This is a genomic window from Carboxylicivirga taeanensis (assembly GCF_051851475.1).
Classification (GTDB): domain Bacteria; phylum Bacteroidota; class Bacteroidia; order Bacteroidales; family Marinilabiliaceae; genus Carboxylicivirga; species Carboxylicivirga taeanensis.
This window is the reverse complement of the sequence record NZ_JBPUSJ010000009.1, coordinates 55,320-80,501: the sequence shown is the minus strand read 5'-3', so window position 1 is coordinate 80,501 and position 25,182 is coordinate 55,320. Positions and strand designations below refer to the sequence as shown.

The 25,182-nt window shown below is 41.7% G+C and carries 17 protein-coding genes and 2 tRNA genes; 11 read left to right on the top strand and 8 right to left on the bottom strand.

Annotated features, from left to right (window positions below):
* Positions 1 to 13 precede the first annotated feature (13 nt).
* Positions 14 to 1,096 carry an SPOR domain-containing protein gene (locus tag ACSX1H_RS13610; protein ID WP_439184699.1) on the bottom strand — a complete coding sequence of 361 codons (1,083 nt, stop codon included), beginning with the start codon at positions 1,094 to 1,096 and terminating at the stop codon, positions 14 to 16.
* Positions 1,097 to 1,314: 218 nt separating this feature from the next.
* On the opposite strand from ACSX1H_RS13610, the gene ACSX1H_RS13605 reads away from it, so the two are divergent.
* A complete protein-coding gene (locus tag ACSX1H_RS13605) occupies positions 1,315 to 3,351 on the top strand; it encodes a M3 family metallopeptidase (RefSeq protein ID WP_439184697.1) in 2,037 nt (678 codons plus the stop codon).
* 206 nt (positions 3,352 to 3,557) lie between these two features.
* On the opposite strand, the gene ACSX1H_RS13600 is transcribed toward ACSX1H_RS13605, so the two are convergent.
* Positions 3,558 to 4,964 carry an adenylate/guanylate cyclase domain-containing protein gene (locus ACSX1H_RS13600; protein ID WP_439184695.1) on the bottom strand — a complete coding sequence of 469 codons (1,407 nt, stop codon included), beginning with the start codon at positions 4,962 to 4,964 and terminating at the stop codon, positions 3,558 to 3,560.
* Between the two features lie 182 nt (positions 4,965 to 5,146).
* On the opposite strand from ACSX1H_RS13600, the gene ACSX1H_RS13595 reads away from it, so the two are divergent.
* Positions 5,147 to 5,965 carry a hypothetical protein gene (locus ACSX1H_RS13595; RefSeq protein ID WP_439184694.1) on the top strand — a complete coding sequence of 273 codons (819 nt, stop codon included), beginning with the start codon at positions 5,147 to 5,149 and terminating at the stop codon, positions 5,963 to 5,965.
* On the opposite strand, the gene miaA is transcribed toward ACSX1H_RS13595, so the two are convergent.
* On the bottom strand, positions 5,962 to 6,891 hold the full coding sequence (miaA, locus tag ACSX1H_RS13590; protein ID WP_439184692.1) for a tRNA (adenosine(37)-N6)-dimethylallyltransferase MiaA: 930 nt from the start codon (positions 6,889 to 6,891) through the stop codon (positions 5,962 to 5,964). The genes ACSX1H_RS13595 and miaA overlap by 4 nt on opposite strands.
* A 46-nt stretch (positions 6,892 to 6,937) precedes the next feature.
* Entirely contained in the window at positions 6,938 to 8,848 is a 1,911-nt protein-coding gene (locus tag ACSX1H_RS13585; protein WP_439184690.1) for a RecQ family ATP-dependent DNA helicase, read from the bottom strand.
* 204 nt (positions 8,849 to 9,052) lie between these two features.
* On the opposite strand from ACSX1H_RS13585, the gene guaB reads away from it, so the two are divergent.
* A complete protein-coding gene (gene guaB, locus ACSX1H_RS13580) occupies positions 9,053 to 10,522 on the top strand; it encodes an IMP dehydrogenase (protein WP_439184688.1) in 1,470 nt (489 codons plus the stop codon).
* 72 nt (positions 10,523 to 10,594) lie between these two features.
* Here the strand turns inward: guaB and ACSX1H_RS13575 are convergent, their stop codons facing one another.
* The gene (locus ACSX1H_RS13575; RefSeq protein WP_439184686.1) at positions 10,595 to 13,159 is read right to left on the bottom strand and encodes a M1 family metallopeptidase; all 2,565 of its coding nucleotides are present in this window, start codon (positions 13,157 to 13,159) and stop codon (positions 10,595 to 10,597) included.
* Positions 13,160 to 13,392: 233 nt separating this feature from the next.
* Here ACSX1H_RS13575 and ACSX1H_RS13570 point away from each other — a divergent pair, with 233 nt between their 5' ends.
* From ACSX1H_RS13570 to hflC, 5 genes are all read left to right on the top strand, one after another.
* A complete protein-coding gene (locus ACSX1H_RS13570) occupies positions 13,393 to 13,974 on the top strand; it encodes a DUF4136 domain-containing protein (RefSeq protein ID WP_439184684.1) in 582 nt (193 codons plus the stop codon).
* Between the two features lie 233 nt (positions 13,975 to 14,207).
* Positions 14,208 to 14,579 (top strand): BlaI/MecI/CopY family transcriptional regulator, encoded by a 372-nt coding sequence (locus ACSX1H_RS13565; protein ID WP_439184683.1) that lies wholly within the window; start codon positions 14,208 to 14,210, stop codon positions 14,577 to 14,579.
* Complete coding sequence (locus tag ACSX1H_RS13560) at positions 14,576 to 16,456, top strand: M56 family metallopeptidase (protein ID WP_439184682.1); 1,881 nt, start codon at positions 14,576 to 14,578, stop codon at positions 16,454 to 16,456. Before ACSX1H_RS13565 ends, ACSX1H_RS13560 begins: the two co-directional genes overlap by 4 nt.
* Before the next feature lie 169 nt (positions 16,457 to 16,625).
* Positions 16,626 to 17,621, top strand: coding sequence for an FtsH protease activity modulator HflK (hflK, locus tag ACSX1H_RS13555; RefSeq protein WP_439184681.1), 996 nt, complete (start codon positions 16,626 to 16,628; stop codon positions 17,619 to 17,621).
* Positions 17,611 to 18,555, top strand: coding sequence for a protease modulator HflC (gene hflC, locus ACSX1H_RS13550; RefSeq protein ID WP_439184680.1), 945 nt, complete (start codon positions 17,611 to 17,613; stop codon positions 18,553 to 18,555). Before hflK ends, hflC begins: the two co-directional genes overlap by 11 nt.
* Before the next feature lie 35 nt (positions 18,556 to 18,590).
* On the opposite strand, the gene ACSX1H_RS13545 is transcribed toward hflC, so the two are convergent.
* A complete protein-coding gene (locus ACSX1H_RS13545) occupies positions 18,591 to 19,874 on the bottom strand; it encodes a Na+/H+ antiporter NhaC family protein (protein ID WP_439184679.1) in 1,284 nt (427 codons plus the stop codon).
* A 758-nt stretch (positions 19,875 to 20,632) separates the two neighbouring features.
* On the opposite strand from ACSX1H_RS13545, the gene ACSX1H_RS13540 reads away from it, so the two are divergent.
* The gene (locus tag ACSX1H_RS13540) at positions 20,633 to 21,064 is read left to right on the top strand and encodes an HvfX family Cu-binding RiPP maturation protein (protein ID WP_439184678.1); all 432 of its coding nucleotides are present in this window, start codon (positions 20,633 to 20,635) and stop codon (positions 21,062 to 21,064) included.
* A 50-nt stretch (positions 21,065 to 21,114) separates the two neighbouring features.
* Here ACSX1H_RS13540 and ACSX1H_RS13535 read toward each other — a convergent pair.
* Positions 21,115 to 21,186, bottom strand: a tRNA-Thr gene (locus tag ACSX1H_RS13535).
* A gap of 58 nt (positions 21,187 to 21,244) precedes the next feature.
* Positions 21,245 to 21,317 (bottom strand) — tRNA-Gly (locus tag ACSX1H_RS13530).
* A gap of 288 nt (positions 21,318 to 21,605) precedes the next feature.
* Between ACSX1H_RS13530 and ACSX1H_RS13525 the strand changes: the two genes are divergently transcribed.
* Together ACSX1H_RS13525 and ACSX1H_RS13520 are read left to right on the top strand one after the other, a co-directional pair.
* Positions 21,606 to 23,864: a family 20 glycosylhydrolase gene (locus ACSX1H_RS13525; protein ID WP_439184677.1), complete on the top strand. Its 2,259-nt coding sequence runs from the start codon at positions 21,606 to 21,608 to the stop codon at positions 23,862 to 23,864.
* Between the two features lie 98 nt (positions 23,865 to 23,962).
* Entirely contained in the window at positions 23,963 to 25,060 is a 1,098-nt protein-coding gene (locus tag ACSX1H_RS13520; protein ID WP_439184675.1) for a carbohydrate-binding family 9-like protein, read from the top strand.
* Positions 25,061 to 25,182 lie beyond the last annotated feature (122 nt).

The window sequence follows — 25,182 nt, the reverse complement described above, 5'->3', positions numbered from 1 at the left end:
ATCGGTTATTTTTTTATGATTCTCCATTAATTATTGCCACTGCTTCTTTAACCGGAATGCGCTGGTTTTTGTTGTAAGCAACAATAAATCCTTTGATATTTTCCTCGCTCAGGGTGGATTTAGCTTTTTCAATATCCTGATAGCGTCCTACAGAGTATTTATACCAATCATTAACATGCATTTCAACAATTTCGAGATTGCCACTGTAAAGTAGCTTTAGTTGTTCAGCACTGGCTTTTTGCTTGTCGGCCATAATTTGTATTGTAAAAAATACAGTGGGGTGAGCTACTTCGTTATTGTTGGGAAGAGCTTCGTTGTTGCTGGCTGGAGAGCTTATTTCGGGACTGCTGATTGAGCCTATAGCAACTGGAGGTGCTGCAGATACACTTGTTGACAGGGGCGCTGTACTGGCGGCCGAGTTGGTGTCAGCCACAAATGTATCCAAACTAGTTGATGCTGTATCTTTTGCAACGGGCAGATCTTCCTGCTGGTCAGTCGTTGTTTGCAACGTATCTGCTGATGCCTCGGCTATTAGTTCCGGTTCTTCTGTTGCTTCATTCAGGCTGATGAGGCATTTTTTATGCAGTTCGATGGCTTGTTGCTGATTGGCTTGTGCTTCTTCGATCAATGCGAGCATCTTCTCGGCCGAAGACTTGTTTTCTGCCTTATTATAGAGTTTTCTGGCTTTTTTCTCCAGTGTTTTTACATCCTCGCGTGATTGTTTGGCTTCTGAGTTACCCGCTTTATCCATTTTTTTCAGATGATCGTCCAACACATCGATGTATCGCTTGTAGCCATCTTTATAATAGAATGAAGCTTTGATTTTTATGTCTGTAATTTTTTTATTGTACTTTTTAATTTTCCGCTTTTTTATTCGGCCCTCGGCGTTTTGCAAAACTTCAATTTTCTGCTCAAGATCAAGTGTTTGGTCTTTGAACTTATCTCCCTTGCCAATCAGTTTTCCGGCCGATTCGATTCGCTTCATTTCTTTTGGGCTTAGGATGTTTTTAAGCTCCTTATTATCGGCCCCGGTTATGGTTGTAATTGAAAGAATCAGTAAGGTTAGAATGATTCGTGTGAAATGTGGCTTATTCATTTTAAATGCTTGACTTTGTGTTGTTTCTTATAACCGGTTTTTGCTACTGTTTTAATAACACCCGGCTGTTAAGGATTTTTAACGAACGATATTTAAAAAGGTTTGTTGTTATTAGGTGAAAATTGAAGTAATTGATGATTACTTTTGCTGTATTAGTAAAAAAATAGGGTTCGGCAAAAGCTCTTCATAAGATTAAATAGAATTAATTGAGATAATATATGGTACAAAATACTTTGCAGGAGCGCTTTAAAACGCTTCATCAAACTCCACCTTTTGAGCAGATTAAAGAGGATAACTATTTACCCGCTTTTAAGGCTTTAATAGCTAAAGGGAAAGATGAAATTGAGGCAATAAGCAACAACCCTGAATTGCCTGATTTCTTTAATACCATTGTTGCTTTAGAAAAGGCAGGAAGTCAGCTGGGAATTGTTAGTCACATCTTTTTTAATTTGAACCATGCCGAAACCAATGAACAGATTCAGGCAATTGCACGTGAAGTTTCGCCGTTACTAACTGAGTATTCGAATGATATTTGGCTGAATGAGAATTTGTTTAAGCGGGTCAAGCAGGTTTATGATACAATAAATCGGGCAGAGTTAAGTGCTGAGCAGGTTCAATTATTGGAGGAGTCGTATAAAGGATTTGTGCGAAAAGGGGCCTTATTGGATGGAGCAGCGCGTGAACGGTATCGGGCCATCACCACTCAACTGTCTAAATTGACCTTGCAGTTTGGCGAAAACCTATTGGCCGAAACCAATGCTTTTCAGTTGCATGTTACGGCAAAAGAGGAACTTGCCGGTGTGCCGGAAGGTGTTTTGGAGGCTGCAGCGGCACTGGCCAAATCCCAAAATAAAGAAGGCTGGATTTTTACATTACAGTTTCCCAGCTACATGCCTTTTATGAAATATGCAGAAAACAGAGAGCTGCGAAAGGCCCTCTTCATGGCCTATTCCAAAAGGGGCAATAATAACAATAAGCACGATAACAAGGAGTTAATCAGACAGATAGTTACGCTGCGGGTAGAAAAGGCGAAATTATTGGGTTTCGAAAGTCATGCTCATTTCGTTTTGGAAGAGCACATGGCGCTCCATCCCGATAAGGTAAACAGCTTTTTGCAGGAGCTGCTCGATGCTTCTTTGGATGTTGCCAAGCAAGATGTGGCAGAAGTAGAGGAATATGCCCGCCAAAAAGGGTTGGAGGGACAACTGGAACGCTGGGATTATGCATTTTACAGCGAGCAGCTTAAGGCTCAAAAGTATGGATTGGATGATGAGGCAACACGACCTTATTTTCAGCTCGAAAAGGTTGAAAAGGGAGTGTTTGGACTTGCTACGAAGCTTTATGGGATAAGCTTCCGTGAGAATAAGGAAATTTCGGTGTACCACGAAGAAGTGAAAGCATACGAAGTATTTGATGCGGACGGTAGTTTTTTAAGCGTTTTCTATGTGGATTATCACCCCAGAGCATCCAAGCAGGGAGGTGCCTGGATGACTAGTTTCCGTGATCAACACAGAGATGGACAGGGAGATATACGCCCACATATTTCTATTGTTTGTAATTTTACGCGACCTACTGAAAATAAACCTTCTTTACTCACCTTTAACGAGGTGCAGACCTTTTTGCATGAATTTGGCCACGCCTTGCACGGCATGTTCAGCAAAGTAACGTATGAGAGTTTGGCTGGCACAAATGTGTATCGCGATTTTGTGGAGTTACCATCTCAAATAATGGAAAACTGGGCGACTCAAAAAGACTGGCTTAAAGAGGTAGGTGTGCATTACCAAACAGGTGAGGTAATTCCGGCCGAGCTTATTCAGAAGATTGTGGACAGCGAAAATTACCAGAGTGGTTATGCAACTGTCCGACAATTAAGTTTTGGAATGAATGACATGGCGTGGCACTCGCTGACTACCGCTTTTGAAGGCGATGTGGTTGAGTTCGAAAAGGAGGCAATGTCAGCTACAGAACTGTTTCCAGCAGTTGAAGGAACGGCATTTTCTACCGGCTTTGCTCATATTTTTGACGGAGGCTATGCCGCAGGTTACTATGGCTATAAGTGGGCCGAGGTATTGGACGCTGATGCTTTTGAGGCTTTTAAGGAAAATGGAATTTTTAATCGCGAAATTGCCTTAAAATTCAGACAAGAAATCCTGGAAAAAGGAGGGACTGCACATCCAATGACGCTTTACAAAAACTTTAGAGGTCACGAGCCTTCTATTGAACCGCTATTGAAAAGGTGTGGTCTGAAAAAATAAAGGAGAGAAGGACTTTTCAGAAGTAAGTTCACGCAATAAACGCTAATAATAACGCCCGGCACGGAATAAACCGTTTATCAGTTATTTCCGTGCCTGGCGTTATTGTGTTTTTAATTCCTGATGATATTCCTTTAAGGCGCCTGGTTTTTTGATGAGTATAGTGAACATACGAAAACCTTTGCTAAAGGACGCATCTCCAATATTTTTTAAGTTCTTTCGCTCAACTCCAGCAGGCTTTCCAATCGTTCAATCTGACTTTGCTTATTAACTTCTCGCAGGTTGCGAGCCGTTTCGGTATGGTATTGATGCATACGTATAAAAGCGAGCTGCTTATGATTCCACTCCTGAATCGTTCCAATCATACTGCGCTCTTTCAGCTCCTGATACAAAGTGTTGGATACTGGAATGAAATCGCTACGCCCCAGATAATCAAGATCCGAATCGCATATAACCTGTTCGAGTATATCTTTTGGCTGCGGCGGAAATTGCGTTGATAAAATCAGCCGGCACACCGTGTCAATTTGTTCTTTGGGATAGTTATAATTCTTTAAGATGTCGCGCGCTATTTTAGCACTGTGCATTTCATGGTCGTGATAGTCAATGGTATGTCCGCTATCGTGGAATAAGGCGGCCAGTTTAAGTACCAAAATATTTTCTTCGCTCAGGCCTTCAGCCCAACCAATCAGTTCTACTTCGGTTACCACATCAATGGTGTGTTTAATGTTGTGATAGTAGAGGTTTTCAGGCAGCTTTTGCTCTAGTATGTCCAGCAGTTCCTCCTGGATATCCATAAACTGGATGAGGTTGTATTTCGTATTGAAGTTTCGGTTGGGCAGGCGTCCTTCGCCATTTTCCGACAGGGCGGGCAGAATCCCTTCCACCTTAAACATATCCAGCAGGCCTTTGTACCTGGCGGGCATTTTTCCATTATCCTGCACCTTGAAAAATTCTTTAATCAGCTCATAGGTCATCACTGATATGTTTATTTCCCCGGCTTTACAGGCCATTCCCATGCGCGATGCAATGTTCACACTTTCTCCAGTTAGGGTAAATGGCGAGCTTTTTTTGCCGGTTGGCTCACCCAATACAGGACCAGTATGGATACCAATACTCACCTGCCAAAAGGGTTCAGTATCCCCATTGATCAGACAGTTGTTGGCTGCAGCCTGCATCTCCAGGGCTGTGTTAACCACATCTATCGGATTTGTTCTGTTTTCTTCCAGAACCCCGCCGGCAAATAAAAAGGTATCACCGATGGTTTTAACTTTTAGCACGCCATATTTCTTGGCAATATCATCGAATCGCAGATAGAGCTCATCTAAGGCATCGATTAGTTTTTGGGAATGGGCATTGCCGCGTATTCTATCAAAGCCATTAATGGTAGCATGAAGCACCGAAACCATTTTGAATCGTTTGACCCGCTTTTTAGAGGGGACTCTAAGGCGTTCTTCAATTTCCTCATATGAATATTCCGATAGCAGATTCAGGTATTTTTCATTCTGCTTCTGAATGATTTCATAGCGCCCAACAAGCCCCTGCAGTTGGTCATTTAGTTCTTTGTTTCTGTTGGCTAACTTTGTAATCCTCAATATGTAATCTTCAATGCTTTCCATTGTTTGGGTCTTTTGATAGCGTATTAATTATTGCGAGTTTATGTGCCTGTAAAAGTTGTATCGCAAGTATAATTAATGCCTTCATTTATAAACTGTCTCTAAACTCTACGTTGAAACGTTGAAAAATGTTCTTTATATTTATTAGCATTCTATAAATTTACATAAACAAACGAAAAATGCATATGAATTACCTAACTCTTGTTCTGCTATTGCTCTCGAATGTTGTGACTGCACAATTGACAAAAACCTGGGAGACAAAACCTGTTTTAGAAGTGCCTGAATCGGTAAAGTTTTACCATGAAGGAAATTGTATGTTTGTGTCCAATATAGTAGGTAAACCCTTAGATAAAGATGGAATAGGCTACCTAACAAAACTATCAGTATCGGGTGAGATATTGGTGCATAAATGGGTGGATGGGCTAAATGCTCCTAAGGGAATGGCCATAAAAGAGGGGCTTCTCTTTGTTACAGACATCGACGATTTGGTTGTAATCGATATCGAGAAAGCCAAAATAATCAAACGAATACATCAGCCGGCGGCCGTATTTTTAAACGATGTGACAATTACTCATGAGAAGGACGTATTGGTCTCTGATACGCAAACATCAACCATTTATGTATTAGAAAATAATAAGTTGGTGCCATGGTTAACTAACGAAGCCTGGGGGCGCATCAATGGTTTGTTTGCTGAAAAGGATTATGTATTGCTGGGGACAGGCAACAGTATTATTAAGATTTCGGTGGCCACCAAAGATGCACAGCTCTTTATCGAAACAGGAGGACAGGCAGATGGCATTGAAGCAGATGGCAAAGGCGGCTATTACTATTCTTTTTGGAAAGGGGCGCTTTATCACTACACTCCCGGTGAAAAGCCCCGACAATTATTGAACACGGCTGAGCAGAATATTCAGAGTGCTGACATCGGCTATAATACGCAGACGCACGAAGTGCTTGTACCCACCTTTTTCGCCAATCAGGTGGTTGCCTATAAGTTAGATTAAGCCTGCAGCAGCTTGATAACTTTTTGAATTTTTTCTTCCATGGGCTCAAAGGCGTTTACCCAATGTATATGGGCGCCTTTGCGTTCCATGCCTCTGAACCAGGTCATCTGTCGCTTGGCAAACTGATGAATAGCAACGTTTAGTTTATCAAACATCTGCTTGTAGGTCAATTGGCCGGTGGCATACATTGTTAGGTACTTGTATTCCAAACCGTAGTATATTAAATCTTCCGGAGTAACCCCGCTATCCAATAATTGCTTTACTTCATCAATCATTCCTTCATCAAGGCGTTTTTTGAGTCGATCAGTAATTTTTCGACGGCGCGATTCTCGGTCTATATTGACTCCAATTATCAGTGGATGGATGTCAGGAAGTTTCACTTCAATTTCGGGGTGCTCTTTGTAATACTCTTCAATCTCGATGGCCCGAATGGCTCTTTTTACCGTATCGGTATCCGTTTGGTTATGCAGAGATTTGTAGCCGGCCAGAATCGTACTTAATTCCTGCAGGTTTTTTCCCTGCAGGCTATCTCGTAGGGGTTGATTAACTGGCACGTTAATGAGCTTGTATTTTTTTAGTACAGACTCAATGTACAGGCCTGTGCCGCCACACATAACAGGCCAGCGTCTATTATGCTGCACCTGCTCAAAGGCTTTGAAAAAGTCTGCCTGGTATTCAAAAACGTTGTATTTGTAACCGGCATCAACTATATCAATGAGGTGATGGGGAATAGTTTGTCCATCAATGGTGTAATCTTCCAGATCTTTACCGGTTCCCAAATCCATTCCGCGGTATATCTGTCTCGAATCGGCGCTAATAATTTCTCCATCCAGCTCTTTGGCCAGATGAGCCGCAAAAGTGGTTTTTCCGCTGGCCGTAGGCCCTAATAGAACTAATAGGTTGTATGGAGAATTGTCGTAATGCATTTTAAAAAGATTTATGCCAAAACTAAAACAAATTATTTGAACTTCGCTAATGGCGTGGGCTTACTTCCAGCTGGCCGCGGCTATTTTCGATGACTATTTCATACTCCTCCATCCACCGGAGTACTTTAGACAGCTCCTCTTGCTGGATGTTGAGTTTTAGAACCAGTTCATCGTAGGTTAGCGATTGATTAGCCAGAGTCGTCAGTATCTGCTCCTGAATGTTTTTAAAGGTTGACAGTGGCAGTTGTGTTTTTTTTACATTTTGGCAAACATCGCACAGGCCACAATCATCGCTTCCCTGCTGGCCAAAATAGTTGAGCAGTAACCTGCTTCGGCATATGTGACCAGACGTGCCATAATCAATTACACTTTGAATGCGCTGCTCATATTTTTCTTTTCTGTCCTTATAAACTTCTTTTTTGAGTTCTATGTATCTGCCGTCTTCGCGCGATGTTGTATAGGTTATTAGCGGAGTCTTTTTTTGAGGGATGTATTTTATTACACGCATTTGACTCAGTTTTACCAAGTATTGATAGATGGTGTTTTGTGTTACTTCCATGCGTTTGGCCAGTAACTCTTCATTAATGGCCACATATTCGGTGAACAGGCCGGTGTAGGAGCGGAGCAATAGCTTTATGAAGCGATCAAAATCGTCATTGGCCACCTGAAATTTATATAACTCATCCCGGCGCATGATAAAATGTACTTTGGCTGATAGTTGTATTTCTTCGGTGAATTCAATATAACCAGCTCGTTGCAGTATTTTCAGGCTATTGAATACCGTCATGAGGTTCATCCGATAGTTCTTGCAAAAAAGGGCCAGATTGAAATCATAAACTCTGCCATATCCACTTCCTGCGGCGAGTTGGAAAAAGTTCCCCAAGGCCTCGTATACGGCAACAATTTTTTCCTTTTCAGGAAAGGTAACACCTACCGAACGTTTAAGTCTCACTTTGTCATTGTCGGACCAAAGCAGCACTGCATATGCTTTTTTACCATCACGTCCGGCGCGTCCTGCCTCCTGAAAGTATGCTTCCAGCGAGTCGGGCGCATCCATATGCACCACCAGTCGCACATCGGGCTTGTCGATGCCCATTCCAAAGGCATTGGTCGAAACAATTACCCGAATCTCTCCATCGGTCCATTTTTTCTGCCGAAGGTCCTTTGCTTCTTGCGGCATGCCCGCGTGGAACGAACTGGCCGATATTCCGTTTTTAACGAGCAGATCTGAATATTCCTGTGTTTTTTTTCTGTTTCTGACATAAACTACGGCACTACCAGGTACTTTATTTATAATATTAAGTAGTTGTTGCTCTTTATCTTCAGCCTGTCGGACTACATAAACGAGGTTATCTCGTTTAAAACTTTTCTGAAACAGGTTTTTCTTTTTGAACAGCAATCTATCCTGAATGTCGTCAACTACCTCGGGTGTTGCAGTGGCTGTTAGAGCCAGCACAGGCGTGTCGGGGAGCAGTTCACGTATTTCGGCTATTTTTAAATAGGAGGGTCTGAAATCATAACCCCACTGAGAAATACAGTGCGCTTCGTCAATGGCCAGCAGGTTGACCGGCATCTGTTGTACTTTTTCCTGAAAAATATCTGTGGCTAATCTTTCTGGCGAAACGTACAGGAATTTGATGCCACCAAAAATACAATTATCCAGGGTGACGTTAATCTCCTCTCTGCTTAAGCCAGAGTGAATAGCAACCGCTTTTATGTCGCGCTTTTTCAGGTTGTTTACCTGATCCTTCATTAAGGCTATTAAGGGCGTTACCACAACGCAAACTCCCTCTTTGGCTAGAGCAGGTACCTGAAAAGTGAGCGACTTACCACCACCCGTGGGCATTAACCCAATGGTGTCATCCCCATTAGCTATCGAGCGAATAATGTCCTCCTGGAGGGGACGAAAGGCTTCATACCCCCAGTATTGTTTTAAAATATGATGAAAAATATCCATACCAAAGCAAAAGTAATATTATAGCGGCTGTTGAAGGGTAATCGCATGTATAAAATTAATTAAAAACAAACTAAAGGGCAGGCATTTAATTAATTGCTATTGATTAAGAGAAATTAACTTTGTAATATTTACCAATTAGCACCTAGGAGTAGTTTTTTTTACTAATTTTGCCAAAATTTTTAAATCCCAAAAAAACAAGGTTCCATGTCATTTACTGAGGATAAAGTCGTTTCTGAAGGTTTAACATTTGATGATGTTTTGCTTATTCCTGCCTATTCGCAGGTGTTGCCGCGTGATGTAAAATTAAACGGACGCTTCTCTAAAAATATTGAATTAAAGACACCAATTGTATCTGCTGCAATGGATACAGTAACCGAAGCGAGTCTGGCTATGGCTATAGCACGCGAAGGAGGTATTGGTGTAATTCATAAAAATATGCCAATCAAGGATCAAGCCAAACAAGTGGAAATGGTAAAACGTGCCGAGAATGGTATGATTTATCATCCTGTAACAATTTTGCAGGGAAGCACTGTGGGCCAAGCTCTTGATTTAATGAAGGAATATAAAATTGGAGGTATTCCGGTTGTTGATCAGTATGGGTATTTAGTGGGTATTGTTACGAATCGTGATTTACGCTTTGAGCCAGATATGAACCGGTTGATTGATGAGGTGATGACCACCGAAAACCTGGTGACTACCAACCAAACTACCGACCTTGAAAAAGCAGCCGCTATTTTGCAGCAGTACAAGATTGAAAAACTGCCTGTTGTGGATGCTAATAATAAGCTGGTTGGTTTGGTAACCTATAAGGATATTACTAAAGCTAAGGATAAGCCTAACGCTTGTAAAGATGAAAAAGGTCGTTTGCGCGTGGCTGCCGGAGTGGGCATTACTGCTGATACTTTTGAGCGCATTGATGCGTTGGTAGAAGCGAATGTAGATGCCATTGTAATTGACACGGCTCACGGGCACAGTGTTGGCGTTTTGGAAACGCTAAAAAAAGCCAAAGAAAAATATCCGAACCTCGAGGTAGTAGTGGGTAATATTGCAACCGCACAGGCTGCCCTTGATTTGGTAAAAGCGGGAGCAGATGGTGTTAAAGTTGGTATTGGCCCTGGCTCTATTTGTACAACACGCGTTATTGCGGGTGTAGGTGTACCACAATTATCGGCTATTTATGATGTGTCAAGAGCATTGGATGGAACAGGTGTACCTGTTATTGCCGACGGAGGAATTCGTTACTCTGGAGATATCGTAAAAGCTCTGGCTGCCGGATCACACGCTGTAATGTTAGGTGGTTTGTTCGCAGGAGTTGATGAGTCACCGGGTGATACCATCATTTATAACGGCCGTAAATTTAAGGCTTACCGAGGAATGGGTTCTGTTGAGGCCATGCAGCAAGGTTCAAAAGATCGCTATTTTCAGGATGTTGAAGATGATATCAAGAAATTAGTGCCAGAAGGAATTTCAGCGCGTGTACCTTATAAAGGAACCTTGTATGAGGTAATTTATCAGCTAATTGGTGGTTTGCGTGCCGGTATGGGGTATTGCGGCGCTGGTAATATTGCTGAGCTGCACAACGCTAAGTTTACAAAAATATCTAATGCCGGAATGAATGAAAGTCATCCGCACGATGTTACTATTACGCGTGAAGCACCTAACTATTCTCGCTAATATTTTTTTAAAGATATAACAAAGCCCGGTTCGTTGAGCCGGGCTTTGCTTTTTATTATGCCCTAGTGTGGTTTACTGATAGTATTTTTCTTTAATTTCTGCAGCGCGTTGTGTGATGTCTATGTTCTGCAGAACCTTAAGTTTAAGGTGTTGTGGATAGTTCGGATGGTTATCTAAAAACTGTTTTACTGCCTCGGTAGCTTGCTTAGATGCATGGCCTTTAAAACTGTTATGCAGCCAGCCAATAGGAAAGAATATGTCGCCCGTGCGTTGTATCTCTTCAAGCATTTGCAGGGTATTGGGCAGGTAATTGATCGACTGGTTGGTTCGCAAAGGATGGTGAAGGTAGGCTAATGCATTTTGCACCCAGGCCTCTTTTTTCCTGTTCTCAAGGTTTGATAGAGAAAGGAAAAAGGCATCTCGCTCCGTTGCATCGGCAGATAAGGAGGGAAGTAGATAGCTTAGTTTTTCTTTATTATGCTTACTTTTTAATTGTGACATCACCTCTTCTTTAAGCGCATTGGCAAGCGGATGCTCTTTAATACTTAACTGCGCAATAATGCTAATTCTGTCATTGTCACTTAGCTGGATGCCGTCAATCTGAATTTGTCCCTGCAATAGCTGGCTTAGCTGCTCCATGGCTTTTTTGCTGGTGCTGACATTGCTCCAGAGTCTCAAAAGTGTTTTCTTGCTGGAAATATTTGATTGCGACAGCATGCATTGCCAGAGTTCTTGCTCCAGTTTAGGACTTAGTTTGTTTCTGCTTTTTTCTGGCATGAATAGCCAATAGACAGACTGTAGTTGCTGGGACATCTGATTAATAATCAACTGGTTGGATTCGTGCTTTATGCCTTTCAGCAGGTATTCGGCAAATGCATCTGGATGAATGCTGCCATCCAGAAAGTTCTCATAAAGATTAATAGTCAGTCGTCCACGCAATAGATCATTGTCTGTTTGAAAGGCATTGTTGAGCCAAAACTTCAGTTGCGGCTGAGTGAGGCGAACCAATCCATAGCCTTTATCATCAGCTAAAAATAATGTATTGACTTGCTCGGGGGTGATGTCCAGCTTGATGCTGGCATCAAACATTTGGTATTGACGTGTCTGCGATTGGCCTTGAGTAATATTTATTTCTTGTGGCCAATAGGTTTTTTCAGAGCTTAGTTGCGGATGCTCAGGGGTTTGATGAAGCAGCCAGATGTCTTTATTGTCGGCAGCTGGCTCAAAATGGATCACCGGGCGACCGGCTTCAAATACCCAGGCCTTGCTCCACACAGAGAGGTCTGTTTGTGTGTATTTGTCAATGCAAGTGATTAAATCGTTCCACGAGGCGTTGCCGTAAGCATTTTGCTTAACATATTCACGTATGCCTCTCTTTAGTTGTTCTGCGCCAGCCATGTTTTCCAGCTGTTTCATTACTATTGGCGATTTGTGGTAGATGATACCCCCGTATAGTGTACCTGCATTCTGCAAATTAGTAAGTTGTTGGCTAATCGGGTTAGCACCAGCTGTTCTGTCAACGGCATAAGACGGAGGGAAGTGGGCCATAAGAAAACGCAGTTGATGATTCATTTCGGGAAACCAGGGTTGGGTGATTTTATCCGCTATGAAATTGGCGAATACTTCCTTCAGCCATACTTCATCGAACCAGGGCATCGTCACTAGGTCACCAAACCACATATGTGCAGTTTCATGCGCAATGAGATTGGCGCGTGCCAGTTCCTCGTTACGAGTTGGGTGAGGGTCGAGAAAGAGCTTTTCTGCCCTGTAGTAGGTGGCACCCGGGTGTTCCATGCCGCCAAACTGAAAGGAAGGGATGGCTACCAGGTTGTATGCGTCAAACGGGTAGTTGAAGTCCGTAAACTTTTCCAGCCAGTCCAGTGAGGCGGTGGTTTGTCTGAAAACTTCGTTAATATTTCTACTGTAGCGAGCCGTGTCATCAACCATATGAAACAAACCAATTTCTTTGTCCTTCCATATTATCGAATCGTATTGGTATTTACCGGCTGTAAATGCCCAAAGGTAGGTACTGATGGGCTGAGATGGTGCAAATGCCAGTTGAATGCGTCCTTCTGTGGCCTGCTTAATGGTAGCTTTGCCATTTGCAACGCCGCTCCATTCTTCAGGTAAATCCATTTTAACGGCAAAACGTCCTTTAATGTCTGGCTGATCAAAGCAGGGAATAGCAGTTCGGGCTCTATCAGGTACAAAAAGGGCATAGAAATAATCGTTATTTCGATTTAACGCGCCATCATCCAATGTATAGCTTACTTCAACTGTATTGCTGCCTTTACGTAAAGATTTTTTGGGCAGTTTAATGTGTTCATTAACAATACCAGGGCTAAGAATGGTATCTTCATTTACTACTAACAGATGTATCTGTTCGTCTTGGGCTTTAAAATCGAGGTAGGTTGTGCTTCTTGATTTGAGGTCGAATTGGATATGTGAATGGCCGTCAATAGGTTCGTCTTTGTCATTGGGCACTACTAGCGAAAGGGTATAATGAAGGTTTGAAATGTTAGCTTTGCGCTTTTTGGCCAGCAGCTTGCTGACCCCTTTCTCGGGTTCAGGCGCCTGATAAAGGTTACAGGCATTTAGTAGTAAGGCAATCCCTATGAGGAAGATATAATTTTTCATTCTACATACTATTTTAAACCTCTAAAGTAGCGAATCATTGCCTAAACAAACAAGCTTGTGATGAATGTCACCTTCTGACAAAACGGATAGGTATCGGCCGCAATAAGCAGCGCCTCGTGAACCTGTATGTTAGGTATTGCCTGTTTATCTGGTTGAACATCAGAGTGACTATTATATAGATTTACTAGCTTATAATGCTTACTTTTGGTTATTAACGACTAAAATCTAATTCGATGAAACAATTTTTTTTCATATTGATGATCCTTCTTTTGTTGAGTGCATGCTCAGGCATAAAAACGACTTCTGATTACGATAGCAGTGTTAATTTTCATGCTTTTAAAACGTATGAATTTTACGGATGGGATAAGAATACAAGTGAAGCGCTAAATTCGCTGGACCGCAGGCGCATTGAAGCAGCATTTGCCGAAGAATTTAAAAAACGGGGACTTGAGCTGGTTGAAAAAGGCGAAGGAGATTTGATTGTCAGTCTTTTTTTAACCAATGATGAGCGAAAACAAACAAGTACAACCAGGGTGTATCATCCCAATGTTCAGGTTTATATGGGCTATGGCGGTTATTATGGTTTTGGTCCCGGTTGGGGCTATGGTCCCGGCTGGGGAGGCTATACTTCAAGCCATACAACTACCTATAATTATAAAGTTGGCACCTTACTTTGCTCGGTTTATGATGCTCAACAGAAGCAACTTATTTGGGAAAGTGCAGCCAGTAAAACCATTGATGAGAATCCTGAAATGCGAAAGAAAAGTATTCCGTATGTTGTGAGGGCGATTATGCGTAAGTATCCTGCCAAATAGGTGTTTAATGAATCTTGACGAATGAAGTGTCTATGTGTTTTGAACTTTTTTAGGCCTTCACTATTTTTTTTTAATCCGTCTTGTATCCTGCGCCATTAAACAGAAGTGCTGCAGTTTTTGATGGTTTGGTTGGTAGTAAAACTTATTTTTAAGTTGAATTATTTAAAAATAAGTTGACAAACTTAAAATTAAGTTTTAGCTTTGAATAGCTGATTAACTAACTTAGTATCTTAATGGTAACTTTAACAAAGGCAGAAGAGAAAATTATGAAGCTTCTTTGGGAGCTTGAGAAGGGGTTTATTAAAGATATAATTGCCCAAATGCCCGACCCTAAACCGCCATACAACAGTGTATCAACTATTGTAAGGGTGTTGGTGAAAAAGGAAATTGTTGGTTTTAATAAATATGGGGGAACGTATGAGTATTACCCCTTAATTTCGAAGGAAGAATATCGGAAAAGTCAATTGGGTAGTTTAGTCAAAGGTTATTTTAACAACTCGTTGTCGCAGGTGGTGAATTTCTTTTCTGAAAATAAAAATGTAAAAATAGAAGAAGTTAATGAAGCAATAAAAATGCTTGAAGAGCTTAAAAAGAAGAAGCAATGACCCGGTTCCTAATCTATTTGTTCGAAAGTGGTTTGTGCCTGAGCCTTTTTTACGGGGGCTATATCCTGTTTTTCAGGAAAGAAACCTACTTTACTTTCAATCGCATCTATCTGATGCTGTCGATGGTATTAGCATTAATTTTGCCGCTAACATCAGTCCAGTTTTCGTTTGATAGTGCTGATTATTTGGGAACAACACTGAGTAAAATTACGGAGTTCAGAAATTATTACGAAGAATTGATATTGATGACCGAACCAGCTTTTCAAGTTGGGGGTAGGGATGTTGTCAATGGCAGTGATGCTACAGTTCAACAGCCAATTCTCCACAATACAGGGGGTGAAGGGTCGCTTTCTTTGAGTTGGTCAAGCTTTATATTTTATGTCTACATTGGAGGCTTGCTCTTCTTCACTATACGCTTGTTGGTGCTTATGTTCAATATTTACCGCATTATTAGGCGCAACAGGGTTATTGACTATAAAGGTTTGTCTGTTGTGTTGATCAATGAGGATGTCCCATCATTTTCATTCTTAAAATGGGTATTTATAAACAAAGAAGCATTGCAATCTGAAGAATTTGAGCAGGTAATAGCACATGAAAAAGTTCATGTGCAACATAAACATACTGTGGATTTACTATTGGCCCATATCATTACGATATTTCAATGGTTTAATCCGCTCACATGGCGCATACAGAAATCGATTAAAACATGTCACGAGTACATTGCCGACCGGCAAGTGATTGACCAGGGGCATGCCTTATTCGATTATCAGTCTCTCTTACTGAGTCAGTTAATCAGCATTCGCTCAGTTGAGCTGGTCAATAATTTTAATTTATTGTCAATTAAAAAACGAATAGCCATGATGAATAAAATAAAATCCGGATTAATCGGTCAGCTAAAAGCCTTATTGGTCATCCCAATGCTTACAATGGCGTTTTTCTTCTTTGCCAACATGACAGGAAAGGCTCTCATCACCGAAGCAGATCATGTAAGCCATTCTATTTTAGATCCAATACCCAAGATGGAGACATTGCCTCTACAGTTGGTGGTTGAGCAAGATGAGGCTGCAGTAGGGGAGGCTCCTGCTGTAACAGAAGAAGAAGCTATAAAGACTTCAGAAAAAGAGGCCTTAGAGGCTTTGGTGGGACATTACCAGGTTAACTTGCGTGCTGAGCCTTTAAAGAAAAATCAACCTTTAATTAGCGTGCCAGAAGCCAGGTCTGTAAAGGTGTATGATGAAACTTACGTGTTATCAAAACTTGTGCTTTTTGGCAGTGATTTTTGGATAGACGGTGAGAAAGTGCAATTAGATAATTCTACTGCTTTGTTGAGTAAAGTCGCACAACGACCTGGGAATACGAATAAAAAGTCAATTCTTCTTAAGATTGATAAATCGACCCCGATGAAAAACGTGGATGTGGTTAAAGATGCACTGCGCATCAACGATTTGCTGAAAATTGGTTATGAGGCAAAAGCCAAGCCAGAATCGGAAGTAAACAGCCGTTCCACTGCCTTGTTTAACCTGTTGCCGCCCAAAGAGGCCAAAATGCTCACAAAGGAGGAGGCATTTTTCAATGGGATTGAAGTGTTCTCGTTCAATGCTTCTTCAGAAGCAGAACTTCAGAAGATTGCCAAACGCTTAAAGAACCACATTGAGAGTAGTAAAAAGTACGTGATTCTTTATGAGTACCGTAACAGTACCACTTACGATGAGTATATTCAAGCACTTGACATGGTCTATTCGACCGTGTGGAAGCTGCGCAAACAGCATGCGTTTCGCAGTGGTATCGATTACGAAACGATGACAAAGGAGCAGGAGATACAATTTAGAAAACAATTCCCATTAACACTTACAATGAGGAATGTGGATGAAGAATAAAGTGATGAATTAATCATCTGCAAAAACGATAGAGCCCGGCCTTGTGTCGGGCTTATTTATTATAAATAAGGCATTTTCTTCTCAAGACAAGGCGATTTTATTACATTTGATAATTGGTGCACTTTAAACGTTAAGGTGCTAATTATTCTTAATAAACAATCAAGAATTTATGGCTTCAAACCAATTTAATCTCAACTCCTCAAACGGGATACTTGAGAAATTACTTAAAAACATCAGGTCGCTGGTAGTTATGGTGGGCATTGCGGTGTTGGCCTGGACGGCATTTTTTCAAATAGAGCCAATGGAAGTTGGCGTAATTGTGCGGTTTGGAAAATATGTACGCACGGTAGAACCAGGACTTAATTACAAAATTCCATTGATTGAATCTGTATACAAAGTGGCTGTGGAACGACAACAGAAGATGGAATTCGGATTTAGAACAAGCAAAGCCGGGGTGCGCTCACAATATTCAAGCGAGGGAGCAATTGAAGAGTCACTCATGCTCACAGGCGATCTGAATCTTGCTGATGTGGAGTGGGTTGTGCAGTACCGAATTGACAATCCGTTTAACTATCTTTTTAAAGTGCGTAACCCCGAAGTTACCTTACGTGATATTTCAGAGTCGGCCATGCGACAAATTGTTGGTGACAGAACGGTTAATGAGGTGATTACTGTTGGACGTTCGGAAATTAGTCTTAAGCTGCAGGAGCTGATTCAGGAAATCTGCCGTGAATACTCTTTGGGTGTGAAGGTAGAGCAGGTCGTGCTTCAGGATGTGAATCCGCCTGAGCAGGTGAGGGATGCATTCAATGCAGTAAACGAAGCCGAACAAGAGAAGGAAACACTTATTAACCAAGCTAAGGCTGAGTACAATAAGGTGATACCGAAAGCGGCCGGACAGGCCAAAGAAACGATTCAAATGGCAGAAGGATATGCAACAGAGCGGGTTAATAATGCCAAAGGAGATGTGGCCCGATTCAATGCGCTTTATACTGAGTATATTAAGGCGCCTGAGGTAACTCGCCGACGCATTTACCTTGAAACCATGGGGGCGGTGCTTCCTAAGCTGGGGCAAAAAATCATTACAGACCAGAATGGTAATAGCGTACTGCCATTACTTCAAATGCAACTTTCACAAGAAAAATCAAGTCAAAATGGGCAATAAGAAATCTATCATATTAATCGTATTTAGTGTTATTATTCTGTTTTTTGTCCTTCAGGGAGCCTACGTTGTTAACGAAACCGAGCAGGTGGTTGTAACACAGTTTGGTAAGCCGGTGGGCGATGCAATCACCACACCGGGCATTAAATTTAAATTACCCTTCCTGCAGGAAACTCATTTCTTTGATAAGCGATACCTGGAGTGGGATGGTGACCCTAATCAGTTAACAACTAAAGACAAGAAATATATTTTTGTGGATACCTATGCGCGTTGGCAAATAATCGACCCCTTACAATTCTATAAGCGAATGAACAATGAAAGGGGTGCCTACTCTCGCCTGGATGACATTCTGGATGGGCAAACCCGTAATTTTATTGCCAAGCACAATATTGAGGAAGCGGTGCGTACGAGTAACCGCACGCCTGTATCATCTGGTATTATTGGTGAAATGATTGGAGACAGTTTAACAACCATTAGTATTGGTCGTGATAAAATACAGGATATGATTCAGGAGTCGGCTAATGAACTGGCCAAAGAATTGGGGGTTGTTATCCTCGATTTTCGATTTAAGCGCATTGATTATGAGGAGAAGGTAAAGCTTCAGGTGTACGAGCGGATGAAGAGTGAACGCTATCGGATAGCCGATAAGTTTAAGTCGGAAGGCCAGGGTGAAGCATCTCGTATCAACGGAGAAAAAGATCGTGAATTAAAAACCATTGTTTCAGAAGCCTATAAAACGGCCGAGGAAATTAAAGGAAAAGCCGACGCTGAAGCTGCTGGTATTTACGCAGCCGCTTACAATAAATCAGCGCAATCGCGCCAGCTCTATAGTTTTGTGAAGTCGATGGAAACTTATGAAAAGACTTTTGATAACCAGACACATATTATATTATCCACTGACAGCGAGTTTTATAAGTATCTCAAGGACATGGAATAATTAATTATAAGTGATAAAATAAAACCTGCCCCGACTTACGTCCGGGTGGGTTTTTTTATGGCGATGGATATCAAAATTGTGAGTCCCATCAAATATGGGTAAAATAAATAGCTCATAATGTCGAAGGGCGATAAGGCACCTCCCGCCAATCCAACAGCTGCTAATATCTGAGCACCATATGGCAGGCTGCCCTGTACGAAGCACGATGCAGTATCCATAAGGCTTGCAGACCGTTTTCCTTCTATATCAAATTTATCTGCAATTTTTTTCACAATAGGGCCCGACATTAAAATGGCGATTGTGTTATTAGCCGTGAAAATATTCACAACCCCAGTCAGTAGAGCGATGCTGTATTCCGCTCCCTTGCTGCTTTTAGTGCGTTTGCCAATGTGGTTGATGATGTAGTCAATGCCGCCGTTGACACGAACGACTTCCACTATGCCTCCTACCAGTAACGAAACAATAATAATTTCGGACATACCTAGCATCCCTTTGCTGGTAGCAGAAAAGAACGACCAAATAGTAAGGTCGCCAACAATAAAGCCAACGCCACCCGCAAGTAGTATGCCTATGGTTAGCACTAAAAATACATTCATCCCCATTATGGCAGCTATTAATACAGCCAGATAAGGAGTTACCTTCAAATAGTCGATCCAATCAACGGTTGCGGTTTGCTCTATATTGCCAGAAGGCAACAGAATGTAGGCGATGAGTGATATTAAAGCTGAGGGAATTACCAGCTTAATGTTCGCATTAAATTTATCGCGCATGCTGCAGTGCTGTGTTCGGGCAGCCGCTATGGTCGTATCCGATATCATCGACAGGTTGTCCCCAAACATAGCTCCGCCAATGGCAGCTCCAACAGCTATGGCTGCATTTATCTCTATTGATTCGGCCAGGCCAATAGCTACGGGTGTTAATGCCACAACTGTGCCAACAGATGTACCAACGGAAAGGGAGATGAAACAGGCAATAATAAATAGTCCTGCCAAAAGTATTTCCTGGGGTAGAAAGTGAAGGCCAATTGTTACGGTTGCATCTACTGCGCCTATTTGTTTTGCTACACTGGCAAAGGCTCCGGCCAATAAAAAAATGGCACACATCAGCATAATGCCAGAGTCGCCCATGCCTTTGGTAAAGACATCAACTTTTTGAACGGTCTTTTTACCAGGGGCTACTAGTGTGGCAATCAGTGCCGCTATAAGAAATGGAATCAGGATGGGGAGCTTGTAAAAATCACCGCTTATCCATCCCGGAACAAGGTACATAATAAGAAACGCAACTATTGGTAATAGCGCTTTAAAACTTTGGTTTTTCATTAATGTGGTTTTTGCTTTGCGGCACAAAATTATTAAAATGCTTTCGATCCATTGTTTAAAATCGAAAACTAATTGTCGTAAAAGGGTATATAAATGATTGCTAACGATGCATTCACCTTTTATTTACAGGCTTGTAGCTTGAAAGTTAGTTTAGCTGTTTGCATGTGCTGCACAGGATAACAGGTTAGTTGGCACCTGGTAGAACATGAAAAGAGTAGGAGGAGCGGCTTTTTCCGTTATGAAAGTTGATTTTGTTGTTGAGACAGGCATATTAGAGGACATTGCCAATGGGCCTGTTTCGCAAGTTTGACGTGTAGGACGCTGTGGTTGATGGTTCAAGGCTTTTGATTTGTTCTAATCAATGCTGCGGCATCAGGGTAAGATAAATTGGAATTGCAGTGGTCTTTCATACATATTTACTAAAAAGCCATGCTTTATAACCGCACTTGCTCATTGTAACATTTGTCAGGAGGATGAGCATCGAGTGTATGCGGCCGATATCTTAGTCGGGATAGTCACCTGAGGGGATATTTTACAAATGTGTTGAACAAAATAAATGTGAGATAATGGTGTTGTGTATAACTTGTATCGCCCTTATTGCATTGTGCTGTCTTCTGATAATGAAATATTACGAGAGGTATGTTTGACATATTTTTTTGCTATTTGTTAGTTGACAAAAGAATATTAATTATATCTTAGGCAATGTGTAATTACCAAACCAACCTGTCGTCAACTAAATATTAACTAAATCTGAATGTATGAAAAAATTAATCAATTTTGTTAACACGGCAGCTTCCAGCACAGGGGACTGGGCGCTACTGGTTATGCGGCTAACATTGGCCTTTGGCTTTTTTGAGCCGGCAGTTAAAAAGTTTGATAACATTCGAGGCACTGCCGAATGGTTCGCGACTTTAAATATTCCTTTGCCAACCGTAAGTGTGTTATTAGTCGCCACTTTCGAGTTTATCGGCTTTTTCTTTCTGATGCTAGGGTTATTAACCCGCTATATAAGTATTCCACTGATGTTTATAATGCTGATAGCAATTTTAACCGTACACATGGGAAACGGATTTTCAGCCTCAGAAAATGGGTTTCAGGTCCCATTTTATTTCCTCATAATGTTGTTTGTGATATTCAGTAAAGGACCCGGGAGATATAGTATTGATGAAGCTGTTGTGAATAAGGCGTAGCGTAGGTAACAAAAAAAAGAGGGCAATCGTTATGATTACCCTCTTTGCAGAGCCAATGACGAGAATTGAACTCGTGACCTCTTCCTTACCAAGGAAGCGCTCTACCCCTGAGCTACATCGGCAAACTAAAATTGAACAGACCGCAGAATCACATTCAATTTTAATTACTATTAAACCCTGAGCGAAAAACGGGACTCGAACCCGCGACCCCGACCTTGGCAAGGTCGTGCTCTACCAACTGAGCTATTTTCGCATGCCTGTTCGTTTAACAGGTGTCTGTTTTTCTCAACAGCGCTGCAAAAGTAAAACTTTTTCTAAAGTTGACAAATCTCTAAAGCCATTTTTTTCGCTTCTTTTTAATTTTTTTCAGAAGCACTTTTGCCGGGTAAACCAGGCGCTGTCTTATTTATGAGATGTATTTGCCAAACTATCAGATAAAAGTGGGGGTGTAGGAACATTTATCAACCCTTTCAGAACAATTGAACGAAGCAGCATTGTAAGTGGCTTAGTAATTTTGTTGCATAACTTATTACAGAATATAATGGGCAGAATACTATTTACATTATCATTTTTTTTGACCTTGGTGAGTTGTCAGGATGTAATTTTCGTTGACAAGTATGATATTATACCGCAGCCAAACGAGTTAATTTATCAGGAAGAATACCTAACTATAGGTAGTGGAATAACTATTCAAAGTGAGCATCCGGATGGGCAAGCACTGCGAAATTTGTTCGAATCACAACAAAATAGAGAGGGGCTTCAGTTTAATTCAGAAGAATCCGCCATTCCATTGGTGTTGGTGCACGACCCCAAATATGGACCGGAAGCGTATCAGTTAAGTGTGCAAAAGGATTCTATTCTTATTCATAGTGCCTCCCGGGCGGGCTGGTTAAATGGATTTCAAACTTTTTTGCAGATGTTGCCGTTGAGGAGCTCAGACGCCGTTCAGTTAAGATGCTGTGTAATTAATGATGAACCACGGTTTGCATATCGAGGAATGCATCTGGATGTGTCGCGCCATTTCTTTACGCTCGATGAGGTAAAGCAGATGGTTGATCAAATGGTATACTACAAGTTTAATAAGCTCCACCTGCACCTGACCGATGATCAGGGGTGGCGATTGCAAATTGATAAATACCCTTTACTAACCGAGAAAGGTGCCTGGCGCGAACACAATGGTCAGGATAGTACCTGTATGGAGCGAGCCGAAGTAGATGCTACCTTTATCATCCCTGAAAAACATTATAAAACCATTGATGGGCAAAAGCTATACGGTGGTTTTTATACCAAGGACGATATTCGAGATTTGATACAGTACTGTGCTCAGCGCAATATTGAAATTATTCCGGAAATTGACATTCCCGGACACTTCAAGGCGGCCATCGAAAACTACCCATATTTGTCGTGTACAGGTAAGGCTGGTTGGGGTACGCATTTTTCTTACCCAGCTTGTTTAGGAGAGGAAACAACTTATGAATTCATTGAGAATGTGTTGAGTGAAGTGGCCGAATTATTTCCTTCAAAATACATTCACATTGGTGGCGATGAAGTGAATAAAGATGAGTGGAAGAAATGCTCTAAATGTCAGGCAGCTATTAAGAAAGCCCAGCTGAAAAATGAGCATGAACTGCAGTCGCATTTCAATCATCAGATAGAGGCGTTCTTGGCCGGTAAAGGCAAACAGCTTTTGGGTTGGGACGAAATTGTTGAAGGAGGCGTAAGCAAGCATTCAACCGTTATGTGGTGGCGAAACTGGGCGCCTAATACCATTAGTGGAGCTGCCGAAAATGGCAACGATGTAATTGTAACACCTGATTTTGAGTATTACTTTGATTTCACTTATGCGGCAACACCTACCAGTAAGGTGTATAATTTCGAGCCCGTTCCTGAGGGGTTCACACCGTCAATGGCCAAGCACATTATTGGGGTGCAGGGTAATGTGTGGACTGAAGGCATTCCTAACACCAAGCGTCTGTACTATCAGGTGCTGCCTCGCATGTTGGCTCTTGCCGAAACTGGTTGGACAGATAAGAGTCTGAAGGATTTGGCCTCGTTTGAGCAACGCCTAAAAACCCACTATAACTATTTTGAAGCTCAGGATCTTTTTTATCACTTGCCTGAACTAACCGGGTTCGACGAAAAACAGGTCTTTACCGATCAAGGAGTGCTCCGGATCAATATCCCGGAGGCTGAAATGGATATTTATTATACCACTGATGGTTCTGCGCCAACACCGGAATCGGACAAATATACGGCCGAGGTTACAATTGAAGAATCGTGTACCGTTAAGTTCAGAAGCTACAAAGGAAACGTTTTTAGTAAGATTTATACCGTGGAGTTTGAAAAGCAAAAGCTTGCTGAAGCACAAAAGGTAGAGGCGCAGTTAGGCTTAATGAAAAAGTTTTATGACGGCCGCTACTGGAAGTGTGAGGAGGTGCCCGTTGCACAAAAACCAGATGTTGAGTTCAGAGCCGATGATTTTGGTTTAGGGCAGTATAAAGGACAGGAGAATTACGCCTTGGTTTTTGATGGCTACTTTAATGCAGAAAAAGACGGCGTGTATACTTTTTATACAAATTCTGACGATGGGGATCAGTTGTATATTAATGGGGAGCTGATTGTTGATAATGGGCCGAGCCATGGACCCAACGTACGTAAGGGCGCGGTAGCTCTAAAAGCAGGTTTACACTCCTTACGGTTAATTTATTGTCAGATTGGCGGTGGTGCCGTTCAGGAAGTATTTGTTCAAGTGCCTGGAGGGGAAAAACGAAAAGTGAACACCAATGAGTTATTCCATTAATACAGTATTGGGGTAATAATTGAAATACTTAAATATGAAGGTTGGATTTCTCCCGATGTTGAAGGTCGATAATTGCAAAAGGAGAATAAATGTAGAGCATGAAAAAAATAATTCCTATTTTACTACTGGTACTATTAGCTGCCTGTAATTCAAAGGAAACTGGAGAAGCAGGCCAGTTGGACTTGCCGGCTTTCGCTCCTAAACAGTACATCTGCTATCGCGCAGCTCAGCCCATCAATGTTGATGGAGAGCTAGATGAGGAAGCGTGGCAAAAAGCTGAGTGGACCGATTTATTCGTTGATATTGAAGGCGATAAAAAACCACAGCCAAGCTACCCAACCCGTGCAAAAATGCTATGGGATGATGAGTACTTGTACGTGGGTGCATTTCTCGAGGAACCGCATTTGTGGGCGACTATTACCCAACGTGATGCGGTGATTTACTACGATAATGATTTTGAGGTTTTTATCGATCCGGATGGTGATACGCACGGCTACTACGAGTTTGAGATGAATGCTTTTAATACTGTGTGGGATTTACTTTTGGCAAAACCGTATACCGATGGAGGCCCTCCAATTAACAACTGGGACATAAATGGTTTGCAATCAGCGGTAAGTCTAAAAGGCACTATCAACCAGCCTAACGATGAGGATGAAGGATGGTTTGTAGAAATCGCTTTCCCGCTTAAAGCACTGCATGAGTACTGCGGTGGAGTAGAGGCTAAGGGCGGAAATCAGTGGCGCATTAACTTTAGCCGTGTTCAGTGGCAGCACCAAGTAGTGGATGGGCAGTACAAGAAGAAACTAAACCCCGAAACCGGAAAATCGTTCCCGGAAAATAATTGGGTATGGTCCCCGCAGGGAGTCATCGATATGCATCGGCCAGAAACCTGGGGATTCATACAATTTTCAGATGCCTTGGTTGGAGAAGGCACTGATGAGTTTATCTTCCATCAGGATGAGCTGGTGAAGTGGGAATTGTACACCCTTTACTATGCTCAAAGAAGGTATAAAAGTAAAACTGGTGTGTATGCCAATAGTTTGGAACAGCTAAATAATGTGGTGGCTGGTAATTATAAATACATACAGCGGCTGGAGTCCACAAGTTCCCTTTTTGAAGCGATTGCTTCACATTCAGATAGCAAAAGTCAGTGGCATATTAATAATGAAAGACGTACCTGGAAAACAAATAAATGATAATCAGCTCTTTTAACTCTGACTGATAACATTTATTGGTTGGCTGTAAATTTCTGGACATCATTGAAAAATAAAGCTGAACAAATGAAACGACCTTATAAAATTCATTAGTTCATTTGACA